Source organism: Pseudomonas sp. D1-36 (assembly GCF_051132205.1).
Lineage (GTDB): Bacteria > Pseudomonadota > Gammaproteobacteria > Pseudomonadales > Pseudomonadaceae > Aquipseudomonas.
Map to the genome: position 1 here is coordinate 1,828,228 of NZ_CP071674.1, position 13,963 is coordinate 1,842,190.

Here is a 13,963-nt window from a genome sequence, read left to right on the forward strand (position 1 = left end):
TCGAGATACTCACAAGCAACACGCTATCACATACCCATTTGCTGGAACGTGACCGTAAGGCACGCGCTGGCTACCGAATTTCTTGACGACCATAGAGCATTGGAACCACCTGATCCCATCCCGAACTCAGAAGTGAAACGATGCATCGCCGATGGTAGTGTGGGGTTTCCCCATGTGAGAGTAGGTCATCGTCAAGATTAAATTCCGAAACCCCTATCTGCTGATGCAGGTAGGGGTTTTGTTTTTGCGCTTGGATTAAAACCGGATGGCTTGTCATCCCTCTCATTGTCCTCAATCAAGCTTCAGGCACCGGACAGCTCAGGTCCCCTTCTTTGCAGCTGAGATAGGTGTTGAACGCGTCAATCCGCGCCTTGGTCAGCGTCGTGATGCACTCATTGTGGATCATGGGATGGACGCTTCCGCCTTCGACACCGGACGCCGAAAAGCTACATTCAGCGTCACGGAAGTCAATCCAGGCGCGCTGTGCCTTGACCAACAATTGTTTGGCCGCAGCGTTATCCTTCAGGCGCGCTGTGATTTTTTGGTACAAGCGGTTCAACTCTTTATCGGCGGCCCTGTTTTCCTGGGTTGCGCACTGGTTCAACTCGCCCTGGGTCGTGGCGTTTGCGCAATCATCAGCTTGGACGGGGCTGACGAACAGCAGCGGAATAAGGGGCAGCAGCAAGCGTTTGGACATTATCAATCTCTCCTTGACGGGTAAAACTGCCGGAGGGAGTGTACCCAAACAATGCGCTGACACAACTTTCCGGTTGGCCTCGTGGTCTTACAAGCCTAGTGTTGAACAAGGAGGTGACCCATGCATTTACCTGACCGTATCGAAAGAAAGATCTTATTGAAGGCGCCCCGTTCGCAGGTTTGGCGCGCACTGGCCGATGCTGAGACCTTCGGCCAATGGTTTGGTGTGAATCTCGACGGGAAACGGTTTGTCGCCGGAGAGCGCACCCAAGGGCAGATTACTTATCCGGGCTACGAACACCTCGTTTGGGATGTGATGGTGGAGCGTGTCGAGCCCGAGCGGGTGTTTTCGTTTCGCTGGCATCCCTACGCTATCGAGCCACAGACGGATTACTCCCAAGAGTCCGAGACTCAGGTGGAGTTCGAACTCGAAGACTTTAAGGGGGGGACGTTGTTGAAAGTGGTGGAGTCGGGATTCAACGGTATTCCTGAAGCGCGTCGACTCAAGGCCTTTCGAATGGATAGTCGGGGTTGGGATGAGCAAATGGCCAACATCGAGGAATTCCTGAGCAAGGCATGATATGGCTTCGGAGCCTTTATCGATCCGATGCCCGATTGACTAAGGGTTTTCGGAAGGGAGGGTATAGCGAATGTCTTACACGGCTTGGTAGTTATATCCTCTATTTCACTTTGGATCCGACGCGTAATCTTTGCTCATCCACTGAAGCACAGGGAGTGCTCAGGATCAGGGATGATCGACCTTGCAAGGATAGCTATCGACAGGGAGTCGTAATGGTCTTGGAAAAACCCGCTTAGGCGGGTTTTTTTTCGTCTGCGAGAAAGATATTCCATAAGGCCTGGCGTCGGGTTTTGCATGCCGGATCAGGCGCTGCTGGCCTGTAATGCCATCGCCCGCAGACGAGCGATGTCCTTGCTCGGCGAGGCGCCGAATAGGCGGCTGTATTCCCGACTGAATTGAGAAGGGCTTTCATAGCCCATCTTGTAGCCAATTGACGAAACGTCGCAGTTCTCGGCCAACAACAATCGTCGGGCTTCCTGCAGGCGCAGCTGTTTCTGATATTGCAGCGGGCTCATGGCGGTCACGGCTTTGAAGCGGTGATGCAGCGCCGAAGGGCTGAGATTGATCATTTGCGCCAGACTCTCAATGCTCAATGGCTCGGCGTAATGGCTATTGAGCCACTCGATGGCCCGGCTGATGCGGTGGGTCTGGGTGTCAGGAATTGCGATTTCATGCAGGCGCCGGCCTTGGGCACCGCGCAACAGTCGATAGAAAATCTCCTGCTGGGCCAAGGGCGCAAGTGTCGCGATGTCGTCCGGACTGTCGAGCAGCCGCAGCAAACGCAGCATAGCGTCGAGCAGGGGTTCGTCAATTCGGTCCAGGAATAATCCGCGGTCAGTTCTTTCAGCCGGCAAACCGATGGGGTTGGCATCGGCAATCAGCCGACAGATCTGGGCCGGCTCAATGTCCAGGCGAATGCACAGGTACGGTTGCTCTGGACTGGCCACGATCACTTGGCCGGCCAGCGGCAGCGTCACCGAGACCACCAGGTAATTGAGAGGGTCGTAGACATAGCGCTCGTGGGCCAGCGTGACTTCTTTGCGACCCTGCACAATCACACAGAGCCCCGGCTTGTGCACGACGTGCAGGGCTTCTGTGGGTTGGTCGCAGCGGATCAGGTGCAACGCTTCAATAGCCGTGGCGTGGACACCAAATTCCGGTGCGAAGCGCTTCATCAGGTTCGCCAGTTCGGCGCGACGCACGTCTATGCGGTTATCAGGCGTGATGGTGATGGACGTGGATACCGACATGCCGATCAATCTCCCTGGCCAATTGAATGGATCGCGCTAGTAAAGCCGATTGAAACTGCGACGACCAGAGGCGCTATCGTTACAGGATCGTGCAAATGCGCAGGAGAATCCGGCTAACCGAAGCGCAGAACGAATCCCTAATCTGGACCTGTCAAAACGCTCCACCGGGAGCCAACACATCCAGACGAGGGATTCATCATGTCCGATATTCAAAACAAAGTCGTGGTCATTACTGGCGCCAGCAGCGGGATTGGTGAGGCGGCGGCACGCTTGCTGGCTGCCCGGGGGGCTTGCGTCGTATTGGGCGCCCGGCGCGAGGAACGTTTGCAGGCAGTCGTGCAGGAGCTTGAGGCCGCCGGCCAACGGGCTGCTTGCAAAGCCGTGGATGTGAGCCGTCGCGATGACGTGCAGAGCCTGATCGATTTCGCCGTCGAAAAATTCGGCCGACTCGATGTGATCGTCAATAACGCCGGGGTCATGCCCCTCTCCAAACTCGAGGCATTGAAAGTCGATGAGTGGGATCGCATGATCGACGTCAACATCCGCGGGGTGCTCCACGGTATCGCTGCCGGCCTGCCACTGATGCAGCGTCAGCGCAGCGGCCAATTCATCAACATTGCTTCCATCGGTGCCTACGCAGTCAGCCCGACTGCCGCGGTGTACTGCGCCACGAAGTATGCCGTGCGGGCGATTTCCGAAGGCTTGCGTCAAGAAGTCGGTGGGGATGTTCGCGTGACCGTGATTTCCCCCGGTGTCACCGAGTCGGAGTTGGCCGAAAGCATTTCCGATGAAGGCGGACGCGCCGAGATGCGTGAGTTCCGTCGGATCGCCATACCCGCCGAGGCCATCGCCCGGGCGATTTCCTACGCCATCGAACAACCGGCGGACGTCGATGTCAGCGAACTGGTGGTGCGGCCGACGGCAAGCCCTTACTGAGGCGAATCGATCCAGCATCGGCTCCAGCCAGGTAACGCTCGCTTACCTGGCTCAACCTCCCGCTACACCTTTTCCAACCGCGCCGCAGCCCGGTGAGTGATCTGCGAACGTACCCGCAAAGACTCTGCCGAACGCCGGTTGGCTTCTTCCAATACTTTCGTCGGCGCCGTGTCCGGACACCCTGAGGCGAACGGCGGTGCGGGAGCGTATTCGAGTTGCAGCTGGACCAGTTCCGCGGTGTCTCGATCGAACAGCTCCGCCGCCAAGGTCAGGGCAAAATCGATGCCTGCCGTGATGCCGCCCCCGGTGAGCAGGTTACCGTCTCGTACTACGCGGTCCTTGACCGGCGTCGCGCCCAGGGGCTGCAACAAACTGTGGAAGGCCCAGTGGGTGGTGGCGCGCTTGCCACGCAACAATCCCGCCGCACCAAGCACCAGCGAACCTGTGCACACCGAGGTGACATATTTGGCATGGGCCGCCTGACGTTTGATGAAGGACAGGGTCTGCTCGTCTTCCATCAGTGGACCGACGCCACTGCCGCCGGGGACGCAGATCACGTCGAGCCTCGGGCAGTCCTCAAATGTGGTGGTCGGCAGCAAGACCAGCCCGGTGCTGGAATTGACGGGCGCCAGGTCTTTCCAGATCAGGTGCACTTTTACATCCGGCAACGAGGCCAGTACATCGTAAGGGCCGGTGAGGTCCAGTTGCTGGACCTGAGGGAACAACAGAAAACCGATCTGCAACGTCATGTGGCTTGCTCCTTTGGATGATGGCCGAGGGGTAGACGGTTTTACTGTAGGCTCGTAGGATCTGGCGTATTCGCCAATAAGCCCACGAATCACGCCAATATGCCAAATACACCGAAATCCATTCATGTGCTGGCCTTCGCCAATGTGCAGGTGCTCGATGTCACCGGCCCCCTGCAAGTATTTGCATCGGCCAACGATCTTGTTCGTGGGCAGGGTCTGCCGGCGCCGTACGCGCCGACCGTGGTCGCTGCCGGTGGCGGGGCAGTGATGTCGTCGGCGGGGTTGGCGCTGATGGCCGAGCCGCTCCCCAACGACGTCAGCGACACCTTGTTGATCGCGGGCGGTTGGGGCGTGTACGAAGCCGCCGAGGATCCAGCCCTGGTGGCCTGGGTCAAACATCAAGGGATGCGCTCGCGACGGGTCGCGTCAGTGTGTACCGGAGCGTTCCTGTTGGCGGCCAGTGGCTGGCTGGACGGACGACGGGTGGCGACTCACTGGACCCGCTGTGAACAGTTGGCCCAGCAACATCCGCAACTGCGGGTCGAACCCAATCCGATTTTCATCAAGGATGGTCCTGTCTGGACGTCGGCCGGGGTCACGGCCGGAATTGACCTGGCATTGGCGTTGGTCGAAGAGGACTTGGGCCGGGCGATGGCCTTGGAGGTGGCTCGGCATCTGGTGGTTTTCCTCAAGCGCCCCGGCGGGCAATCGCAGTTCAGCGCCACCCTGGCGCTACAAAAGCAGGGCGGTCGCTTCGACAAATTGCACGCCTGGATCGCCGAGAACCTGACGCGGGACCTGGGCCTGTCGAGCCTGGCTGCCGAGGCGGGCATGAGTGAGCGAAGTTTTGTCCGCCATTACCGCGCCGAGACCGGCCAGACCCCGGCCCGCGCCGTGGAACTGATCCGCGTGGAGACCGCTCGCCGTCTGCTTGCCGACAGTGCGGTGCCGGTCAAGCGCGTCGCCCTGCAATGTGGCTTCGGCAGCGAAGAAACCCTGCGCCGCAGCTTTTTGCGAGCCGTGGGCGTGACACCCCAGGCTTATCGGGAGCGGTTCAGTGCCCAAGCAGATCAAGCAACGCCTTGACCGTGGCCTCGGGTGCTTCCTGAGGAATGTTGTGGCCGACGCCGGGCAGTACGCGGCGTTCATAGAACCCGCTGAAGTGGCCTGTATCTTCATCGTCCTCCGTCGCAGGCCCCACACCGTCATCGCCGCCGCACAGGGAAATACTTGGCACGCTGATGACAGGTTGCTCTGTCAGTTTTTCCTCCATCCACTCGAGCGTCGGATCCCCCGACGCGTACATGAAACGATGGCGATAGGAGTGGATCGTCACTTCGACGAAGTCCGGATTGTCGAATGACGGTGCGCTAAGAGCGTACAGCTCGGCGCCGCGTTTCCAGGTTGGCGACCAGAGGCGCCAGAGCAATCGGCACAATTCACGCCGATTCTGCGTCAGGCCTTCGACGCCCCGGGCGGTGTGGAAGTAATACTGGTACCACAGACGGTATTCATCTTCGGGGCTCAGCGGCTGGGTTGAATGGGGAATGTCCTGCAGATTGTAGCCATCGCCCGTTACCAGGCAACGGGCGCGCTCGGGCCACAAGGCAGCGACGATGCACGCGGCGCGGCCACCCCAGTCATAGCCGCACAGCGCGGCTCGGGGAATGTCGAGCGCGTCCATCAGGTCCAGCAGGTCCTGGGCCAGTGCCGCCTGTTGGCCGGAGCGGGCGATGGCGGGATTGTTGAACCGGGTCGGGCCATAGCCGCGCAGGTAGGGCACGATGACCCGATAGCCGCGTTGGGCCAGGACCGGGGCCACCTCGTCGAAGGCGCGCGGGTCGTAGGGGAAACCGTGGAGCAGGATGATTGGCTCGCCGCTGGCGGGTCCATGTTCTTCATAGGCGATGCGCAGCAGTGGCGTCACCGCGAAATTGACCTTGGGCGCAGTTGTCATATCTGCCTCCGGCATCGCTCGATTGTTGTCAGGCGGGCTCCTGGTTCACGTATTTGGCCCGCTCCGGTGTGAACGTCACGATCATGTTCGTGCTGGAGCAGGTCAGGGTTCGTTCCTGGGCCAGGTCGATGTCCAGGTCCTCCCCGCGCAGGCCCTGCCATTGGGCCAGGTACTTGAGACAACCGAATTTGGCGGTTTTCTTCAGACTGCGGCTGACCCCGCCTTTCCAGCCCAGCACCGGCAGTTCACCGTCCCGGCAGCGTTGAGCCAGTTCCGGAAACCTCGCCGCCCGGTCGCGGCCGATTTCCCAGCATTTGATCAAGCCTTTGTCGTGGTCGTCCCAGAGTTCTCCCCGGGTCAGCCCTGTTCGGGGCTCGGTGGTAATGGAGCGTTTGATGTGCGTCATGTCAGGTCCTTGAATCGGGTTTTATCGGGCAGCTCCGCTGCACCCGTGAGTGCATCGATCTTAGGAGAGGGTTGGAGGACTGGCAACCTGCAGCCAGCGAAATGCGTTCAGCTTTGTTGGAATCCAACGTGGCGAGGGAGCTTGCTCCCGCTGGGACGGTCCGACGCTTCGGGCGAAGCGACCCCAAATTTCCGAACTGAAAAGCGGCGTGTGCTACGCAGCCGAGCGGGAGCAAGCTCCCTCGCCACGGAATCGTCATTGGTCATAACCGCAGCTCACGGCTGCCAATGATTTTTCTCCCCGCTCAACTTGCGATCCAAAAAGCTCGCCGCGCTGATCAGCGCCAAATGGCTCAAGGCCTGGGGCAGGTTGCCGAGATGATAACCGTGGCTGTCGAACTCCTCGGCATACAGGCCCAGCGGATTGGCGTAGCGCAGCAGCTGTTCGAATTCCAGTTGGGCTTTTTCCACCCGGCCGGCGCGGGCCAGGCATTCGACGTACCAGAATGAGCAGGCCACGAACGAACCTTCGGTGCCGCTGAGGCCATCGATGGGGTTGTCGTCGGTGCGGTAGCGATAGACCATGCCGTCTCGCACCAGGTCTTTTTCGATGGCGTCCAGCGTCGACAACCAGCGCGGGTCGCGGGCGCTGACGAAGCGCACCAGCGGCATCAGCAGCATCGAGCCGTCCAGGGCGGTGCTGCCCAGGCACTGGACGAAGTGCTGATGTTCGTCGCTCCAGAAGTTCGTCCAGATGTCTTCGTAGATGGCCTGGCGGGTCTCATCCCAACGGGCGAACGGGGCGGGCAGGGAGCGTTTACTCGCCAGGCGGATGGCGCGGTCCACGGCCACCCAACACATCAAGCGCGAGTGCAGGAAATGTTGCTTGTCACCGCGCATTTCCCAGATGCCGACATCCGCGTCCCGCCAGATCGTGCATACCTGATCCACCACATCGACGGTGTGTTTCCAGCCCTGGTGGGAGATGGCTTCGCCGTATTTGTTGACCAGGTACACCGCGTCCATCAGCTCGCCGAAGATGTCCAGCTGCACCTGCTGGTAGGCCAGGTTGCCGATACGCACCGGCTGCGCGTTGCCGTAGCCGCTCAGGTGCGTCAGTTCGGTTTCGGGCAATTCAAGCCGACCGTCCAGGCCATAGAGGATGTTGAGTTTGGTCGGTTGGTCGCGACAATCGCTGACTCGGCCACGCAGCCAGCGCATGTAAGCGTTGGCTTCGTCGACAAAGCCCAGGCGCATGAAGGCGTAGACGGTGAACGAGGCGTCGCGGATCCAGGTGTAGCGATAATCCCAGTTGCGCTCGCCGCCACGTGATTCCGGCAGGCCGAAGGTGGCGGCGGCGAGGATGGCGCCCTGTTTGCGCGATGTCAGGAGTTTCAGCGCCAGGGCGGAACGGTTGACCATTTCCCGCCAGCGGCCGCGGTAGTTCGATTGGCTGATCCAGCCGCGCCAGAACGCCAGGGTTCGTTCCAGGCAAAGGGCACTGGTATCGTCCACCAGCCGAGGGTCGTCGATGCTGCCCAGCAGGAACTCAGCGGTCTGGCCTTGCTCCAGGGTGAACTCCGTCACTGCCGCCTGGCCGTCCAGCGTCAGGGGCTGGTCGGCGCACAGGCGCAGGCTCGGTTGTTGCGGTGCCTCGAAAATGACGTGATCGCCCTCCTGGCGCGCCGTTGTCGCGGCGCGGGAATAATCATGGCGCACCGCGCAACGCATGCGAAACGTCGCGCTGCCGACGGTCATGCGCACCCGACGCATCAGCACCGGCAGGTCATCCTCGCTGTCGCCGATGGGCAGCAAATCGGTGATTTCCACCACCACGCCGTCGCTCAGCCAGCGGGTCTGCAGGACGTTGGTGTCGGGCAGGTAGATCTGCTGGCGACGGGCGTCCGGCAAGATCGGCGCGAGTTGAAAGATGCCGGCCTCGGGAGTGTCCAACAGCGAGCAGAAGATCGACGGGCTGTCGAATTCCGGCCAGCAGAAAAAATCCACGCTGCCTCGATCGTTGACCAGCGCGGCGGTGCGCATGTCGCCAATGATGCCGTGGTTCTCGATGGGGCTTTGCGGCTCGTCATGATCAACCATTGCCGCGGAACCCCGGATAGAGGCTCATTCCACCGTCGATGAACAGCGTGGTGCCCACGACATAATCGGACAAGTCCGATGCCAGCCAGACCACCGCATTGGCGACATCCTCCACATCGCCGACCCGACCGTAGGGGATGAGCTCGAGGATTTTGTCCTCATTGTCGCCTGCCATGGCCTCCCGATTGATGGCCGTGCGGATGGCGCCAGGGGCGATGCTGTTGATGCGGATGCGCTGGTGGCTGGTTTCCTGGGCCAGGGTCTGCATGAGCTGGTCGATGCCGCCCTTGGATGCCGCATAGTTGACATGACCGGCCCAGGGGATGCGCTGGTGCACCGAGCTCATGTGGATAATCTTGCCGGCGGCCCGGGACACGCCCTGGCGAATGCCCTGGCGGTTGAAGATTCGCAGGGCGGCGCGGGCGCAGAGGAATTGGCCGGTGAGATTGACGTTGATGACGGTGTTCCAGTCGTCCAGGGTCAGGTCCACGGCGGCGGCGTCCTTTTGCAGGCCGGAGTTGGCGACCAGGATGTCCAGCGTGCCGAAGGCGTCGAGGGTCTGGGCGAACAAGCGTTCGACATCCTGCTCCTTCGATACATCGGCGCCGAGGGCGATGGCGCGGCCGCCGCTGTCGTTGATCTCGCGGGCCAGGTCTTCGGCCGGGCCTGCACTGGAATGGTAGTTGAGCACCACGGCGGCACCGGCCGCCGCCAATGCCCGGGCGGAGCCGGCGCCGATGCCAGAGCTGGCGCCAGTGACCAGGGCAACTTGTCGGGCGAGGGAAATCTGCATGGGTAGCACCTTGAACTGAGGGCCTTACTTGCTGACTGGCGCCAGGTGCCGAGAGTTCATTTGCAGGAAACAGTCTTCACATTTCACCCACAGTTTTACGCTTTGCCCGTCCCGGTCGTTTATGGCAAGTTGCAGGCCCTTGTTGAGACCGTGTCCCATGGCAAACCCCTATCGTGAATTATTCACTGCCCCTGGCAGCCGCGGCTTCGTGCTGGCGGGGATGATCGCGCGCATGCCGATATCCATGACCGGCATCGGCGTGATCACCATGCTTTCGCAGCTCAAGGGCGGCTATGGTCTGGCCGGCGCGGTGGCGGCGACGTTTGCCTTGGCGACCGCGTTCTGCGCGCCTCAGGTGTCGCGGCTGGTGGACCGTTTCGGCCAGGGACGGGTCTTGCCGGCGGCGGCGTTGCTGGGGGGCGGGGCGCTGTTGATGCTACTGCTGTGTACGCGATTGCAGGCGCCCCATTGGACGCTGTTCCTGTTCGCTGCCCTGGCCGGTTGCATGCCCAGTATGTCGGCGATGGTCCGAGCGCGCTGGACCGAGGTGTATCGCGGCCAGCCGCAACTGCGCACCGCTTATGCGCTGGAGTCGGTGCTCGACGAGGTCTGTTTTATTGTTGGGCCGCCGCTGTCGGTGGGGTTGTGCGTGGTGGCGTTCCCGGAAGCGGGGCCCCTGGCCTCGGTGCTGCTGCTGGCGATCGGCGTGACCGCGTTTGTGCTGCAACGTGGGACCGAGCCGCCGGTGCATCCGCACCAGGCCCATCATCAGGGCTCGATCATTGGTTCAGGGGATGTGCTTTTGCTGCTGTTGTTGATGGTCGCCATGGGCGTCATTGTCGGGGTGGTGGACGTGGTCAGTGTCGCGTTCGCCCAGCAGCAGGGGCAACCGGCGGCGGCGAGCATCGTGCTGTCGGTCTACGCCATTGGCTCGTGCCTGGCCGGGCTGGCGTTCGGCGCGCTGCGCTCCAAGCTGCCTCTGCCGCGGTTGTTCCTGTATGGCGGCGTGGCGACCGCGGTCACCACGCTGCCGCTGTTGTTGGCGAGCAATATCCTCGGATTGTCCCTGGCGGTGTTCGTTGCCGGTTTATTTTTCGCGCCGACGCTGATCGTCGCCATGGCCTTGGTGGAGCGCATCGTGCCGCCAGCCCGGCTGACCGAAGGCCTGACCTGGCTGGTGACTGGCCTGAGCATCGGCGTGGCGATCGGCGCGGCCGGTTCGGGGTGGCTGGTGGATACGTTCGGCGCGCGCAGTGGGTTCTGGCTGGCGATAGCGGCCGGGGCGGTGGTGCTGGGGGCGGCGGTGCAAAGTTATCGCCAGCAGAGGTAAGCGACAGGTTTGCCGTACACATTCCCTCGCCACGAGTGCAACCTCGACCGCTACCAACCCCGTCCCGAATTCACCCAGAAATTGACTGACAGCGATGTGGACACCGATTCCACTTGATGAAACCAGCCTTCCGGCAAGAACAGCAGGTCACCGGCCTCCAGTGTGGCCCGCAGGAACGTCACGTCCCGGGCGCTGGGGAAACGTGCATAGTCCGGCGCGTCGGGATTGAAGTCGCAGCCGTCCAGCCCGCCTTGGGGCGCGGTCGACCAGGTGCCCAGGGCTTCGCGGTGGTGGGGCGCGGCGAGGGTGAAGGTTTTCTGGCCCCAGACCTGGGCGAACAGGTTATCGGTGTCGTCGCGGTGCAGTGGGGTGAGGGTGCCCTTGGGACCGATCCAGATACGTGGCGGGATGAACAGCGAAGCGTCGAAGTAAGGCGGGTATTTGATCAACTCCATCAACTGCGCCGGCAGAATGTTGTTGCCCATGTACGCCGGCGGCTCGCCGTTGGCGGCCGTGGTCACCGGGTTGTCGAGGGAGGCGATGAAATCGGCCATGGAGGTGGAGCGAAAATCCCGCTCCGTTGAGAAGGTTTTCTTGATGTAGTCGCCGTGGCGGGTGATGCCTTGCAGCTCGGCAAAATGCACCAGGGTTTCTTCCCGGCTGAGCTTGAACAAGGGCCAGTCCTGCAGCGCATCGCTGATGACCACCGGGATGCCATGGGGCAGATAGCGCGCCTTGAATTCCTGGACTGACAACCCGCTGCACGGCCGACGTTCCACGCTGTGTTGGGTTGGCAGGCTGGCGGTGAGCTTTTCGCTGAAGCGCGAAGGAGTGGGATAGCGCTTGTTCATGTCGACCTTTTCCACCGGGCGGCTGCCATGGCGCGCCTGGTCGATGATCTGTGGCAGCAACGTCGCCAGGCCCATGTTGCCGCCGATCTTCAAACGACCGCTGGCGAACAGTTCCTCGACATTGGCCAGGCCGGCCATGATCCCGAGGAAGTCCTTTTCCGCCACTTCGATGGTGACGTCGGGGCTGGCGTGGCGCCCGGCCTGGGTGCGGCTGGTGGCCTTGACCTCGGACCAGTACGCCTGGTGCGGGCCGAACACGAACTGGAAGACGCCTTCGATACCAACGGCGCCGGCATTGGCGAACAGCTTGCCCAGGATGGTTTGCAGGTCCACGGCGGTCACTCTTGCGGGTTTTCGGTCTAGCAGGTAACGAGGGCCGTGACCGAAAATTTAGCCTGTGCCCCCAATCGCCGCCCTAGCGTGTCGCGACGATGAAGACCCGTGGAAACGGTAGCAGGACCGAACCATCGTCCAGGGTCGGGTAGGCCTGTTCGACAGCCTTGAGGTATTGCGTCAGGTATTGCTCGCGTTGCGCCTCGTCCAACGGTTCGAGAAACGGGCGCAAGCCGCTGCCCTTGAACCATTCCACGATGCCCGAAGCGCCACCGGCCAGTGGATGATGATAGGTGGTGCGCCACACATCGACCCGGCTGCAATGGGGCTTGAGGATCGAATAATAGGTGCTGGCGTCCTCCACCTCGGTCCGAGAATCAGCGGCCCCGGCCAGTTGGCTGGCCCAGGGGCCGTTGGCCGCAATCTCCCGCATCAAGCGGTGGGACGGCTGATGCAGGGTGTCGGGCATCTGGATCGCCAGGCTGCCACCTGGTGCGAGTTTGTCCACCAGTGACGGCAGTAGGGTGGCGTGGTCCGGCAGCCATTGCAGCACAGCGTTGGCGAAGATCACCTCGAAGGGGCCGCTTTCATTCCAGAGGCCGATGTCTGCCGTATCGAATGTCACGTCGGGCAAGCGCTTGCGGGCGGCTTCGACCATGTCGGCGGAACTGTCCAGGCCACGCACCGTCGCGCCGGGGAAGTGGTCCGCCAACAGTTCGGTGGAGTTTCCGGGGCCGCAGCCCAGATCGATCACCTGGCGCGCCTGTACCGGCGGGATCGCCGCCAGCAGATCGCGGGACGGGCGGGTGCGTTCCTGTTCGAAAGCGACATATTGTTGGGCGGACCAGCTCATTGTGTTCTCCTTGGGCAGACCAGAACCATGGGGTTTGCAGTATAAGACGCATCCAGGGGAGAGGCCGGCGACTAATTTTTTACGGCCCGGCCTCGTTATCCTTTTGACTCGAACGATCGGAGAAAACCGCAGTGACCCAACTGACCCTGCTGTGCCTGCCTTATTCCGGCGCCAGCGCAATGGTGTACAGCCGGTGGCGGCGCAAATTGCCGCAATGGCTGCACGTGCAACCAGTGGAGTTGCCGGGACGCGGGGCGCGCTTCGACGAGCCGCTGCACACCGAGATGGGCCCGTTGGCGATGCAACTGGCGCGGGAGCTTTACCCGACGCTCCAGGCGCCGTACGCCTTGTTCGGTCACAGCCTGGGTGCGCTGTTGGCCTGTGAAATCGCCCATGCCCTGCGTGAACTCGGCTGCCCGGAACCGGTGGCGCTGTTTGCATCCGGCACCGCCGCGCCGACGATGCGGGCCGACTACGATCGCGATTTTGCCACGGCAAAGACCGACGCTGAGTTGATCGAGCAACTGCGCACCCTCAACGGCACGAGCGAGGAGATCCTGGCCAATGAAGAACTGATGGCCCTGACCCTGCCGATCCTGCGGGCCGATTTTTTGCTGTGCGGACGTTTTCAGCCGCGGCAGCGACCGTTGCTCAAATGCCCGGTGCACGTGCTCGGCGGCACCGCCGACAAGGCCACCACGGCGCAACTGATGGGCTGGCGTCAGGAAACCACGGGCAGCTTTTCGGTGGACATGCTGGCCGGCGGGCATTTCTTCATCCACGAGCACGAGGCCAAGGTGCTGCGGCTGATCAAGGATCAGTTGAGCGTGCATCATCGGCGGCATGGGTTGGCGATCAGCGCATAACCCGTTAAAGACCCGCTTTCGTGACCTAGGGAGCTTGCTCCCGCTGGGCGGCCGGGCCGCCTCAAAAAGAATGGCGCATTAACCCAGGCAGACCGCATCAGCCGGTTTACGACTGCTGCGCAGCCGAGCGGGAGCAAGCTCCCTCGCCACGGTTTTCTTCCTTCCTGACACTTGTTCCCAATCGCTAATTTTTCCGGTTTGCATTCGTTTCATAGGGACGACATGCCTCTGTGCCTTGTGCCCACTGATTCCGGATACCCAGAA

At 61.7% G+C, this 13,963-nt stretch carries 14 protein-coding genes and 1 rRNA gene; 6 read left to right on the plus strand and 9 right to left on the minus strand.

Going from position 1 to position 13,963, the window contains the following annotated elements; translation table 11 throughout:
* Window positions 1-81: 81 nt before the first annotated feature.
* Window positions 82-197, plus strand: a 5S ribosomal RNA gene (gene rrf, locus J3P76_RS08335).
* A 98-nt stretch (window positions 198-295) separates the two neighbouring features.
* Here the strand turns inward: rrf and J3P76_RS08340 are convergent.
* Window positions 296-697: a lysozyme inhibitor LprI family protein gene (locus J3P76_RS08340; protein ID WP_434606983.1), complete on the minus strand. Its 402-nt coding sequence runs from the start codon at window positions 695-697 to the stop codon at window positions 296-298.
* A 120-nt stretch (window positions 698-817) separates the two neighbouring features.
* On the opposite strand from J3P76_RS08340, the gene J3P76_RS08345 reads away from it, so the two are divergent.
* Entirely contained in the window at window positions 818-1,276 is a 459-nt protein-coding gene (locus J3P76_RS08345; protein WP_434559904.1) for an SRPBCC family protein, read from the plus strand.
* A 302-nt stretch (window positions 1,277-1,578) separates the two neighbouring features.
* On the opposite strand, the gene J3P76_RS08350 is transcribed toward J3P76_RS08345, so the two are convergent.
* Window positions 1,579-2,526: an AraC family transcriptional regulator N-terminal domain-containing protein gene (locus J3P76_RS08350; RefSeq protein ID WP_434606980.1), complete on the minus strand. Its 948-nt coding sequence runs from the start codon at window positions 2,524-2,526 to the stop codon at window positions 1,579-1,581.
* A 198-nt stretch (window positions 2,527-2,724) separates the two neighbouring features.
* On the opposite strand from J3P76_RS08350, the gene J3P76_RS08355 reads away from it, so the two are divergent.
* A complete protein-coding gene (locus J3P76_RS08355) occupies window positions 2,725-3,462 on the plus strand; it encodes an SDR family oxidoreductase (protein WP_434606977.1) in 738 nt (245 codons plus the stop codon).
* Window positions 3,463-3,524: 62 nt separating this feature from the next.
* Here J3P76_RS08355 and inhA read toward each other — a convergent pair whose 3' ends face one another.
* The gene (gene inhA / locus J3P76_RS08360) at window positions 3,525-4,211 is read right to left on the minus strand and encodes an isonitrile hydratase (RefSeq protein WP_434606975.1); all 687 of its coding nucleotides are present in this window, start codon (window positions 4,209-4,211) and stop codon (window positions 3,525-3,527) included.
* Between the two features lie 99 nt (window positions 4,212-4,310).
* On the opposite strand from inhA, the gene J3P76_RS08365 reads away from it, so the two are divergent.
* On the plus strand, window positions 4,311-5,297 hold the full coding sequence (locus tag J3P76_RS08365; protein WP_420767862.1) for a GlxA family transcriptional regulator: 987 nt from the start codon (window positions 4,311-4,313) through the stop codon (window positions 5,295-5,297).
* On the opposite strand, the gene J3P76_RS08370 is transcribed toward J3P76_RS08365, so the two are convergent.
* From J3P76_RS08370 to J3P76_RS08385, 4 genes are all read right to left on the minus strand, one after another.
* On the minus strand, window positions 5,266-6,168 hold the full coding sequence (locus J3P76_RS08370; RefSeq protein ID WP_434606971.1) for an alpha/beta fold hydrolase: 903 nt from the start codon (window positions 6,166-6,168) through the stop codon (window positions 5,266-5,268). The genes J3P76_RS08365 and J3P76_RS08370 overlap by 32 nt on opposite strands.
* 28 nt (window positions 6,169-6,196) lie before the next feature.
* Window positions 6,197-6,574, minus strand: a complete 378-nt coding sequence (locus J3P76_RS08375; protein WP_434559896.1) for a hypothetical protein — start codon at window positions 6,572-6,574, stop codon at window positions 6,197-6,199.
* A gap of 275 nt (window positions 6,575-6,849) precedes the next feature.
* The gene (locus J3P76_RS08380) at window positions 6,850-8,673 is read right to left on the minus strand and encodes a glycoside hydrolase family 15 protein (RefSeq protein WP_434559894.1); all 1,824 of its coding nucleotides are present in this window, start codon (window positions 8,671-8,673) and stop codon (window positions 6,850-6,852) included.
* The gene (locus J3P76_RS08385; protein WP_434606968.1) at window positions 8,666-9,466 is read right to left on the minus strand and encodes an SDR family oxidoreductase; all 801 of its coding nucleotides are present in this window, start codon (window positions 9,464-9,466) and stop codon (window positions 8,666-8,668) included. Before J3P76_RS08385 ends, J3P76_RS08380 begins: the two co-directional genes overlap by 8 nt.
* A gap of 157 nt (window positions 9,467-9,623) precedes the next feature.
* On the opposite strand from J3P76_RS08385, the gene J3P76_RS08390 reads away from it, so the two are divergent.
* Window positions 9,624-10,796, plus strand: a complete 1,173-nt coding sequence (locus tag J3P76_RS08390) for an MFS transporter (protein WP_434606966.1) — start codon at window positions 9,624-9,626, stop codon at window positions 10,794-10,796.
* Between the two features lie 50 nt (window positions 10,797-10,846).
* Here the strand turns inward: J3P76_RS08390 and J3P76_RS08395 are convergent, their stop codons facing one another.
* Together J3P76_RS08395 and tam are read right to left on the minus strand one after the other, a co-directional pair.
* A complete protein-coding gene (locus J3P76_RS08395) occupies window positions 10,847-11,980 on the minus strand; it encodes a cupin-like domain-containing protein (RefSeq protein ID WP_434627742.1) in 1,134 nt (377 codons plus the stop codon).
* Between the two features lie 82 nt (window positions 11,981-12,062).
* Entirely contained in the window at window positions 12,063-12,833 is a 771-nt protein-coding gene (gene tam / locus J3P76_RS08400; RefSeq protein WP_434606962.1) for a trans-aconitate 2-methyltransferase, read from the minus strand.
* A gap of 131 nt (window positions 12,834-12,964) precedes the next feature.
* Between tam and J3P76_RS08405 the strand changes: the two genes are divergently transcribed.
* The gene (locus tag J3P76_RS08405) at window positions 12,965-13,699 is read left to right on the plus strand and encodes a thioesterase II family protein (protein WP_434701734.1); all 735 of its coding nucleotides are present in this window, start codon (window positions 12,965-12,967) and stop codon (window positions 13,697-13,699) included.
* Window positions 13,700-13,963: the final 264 nt, after the last annotated feature.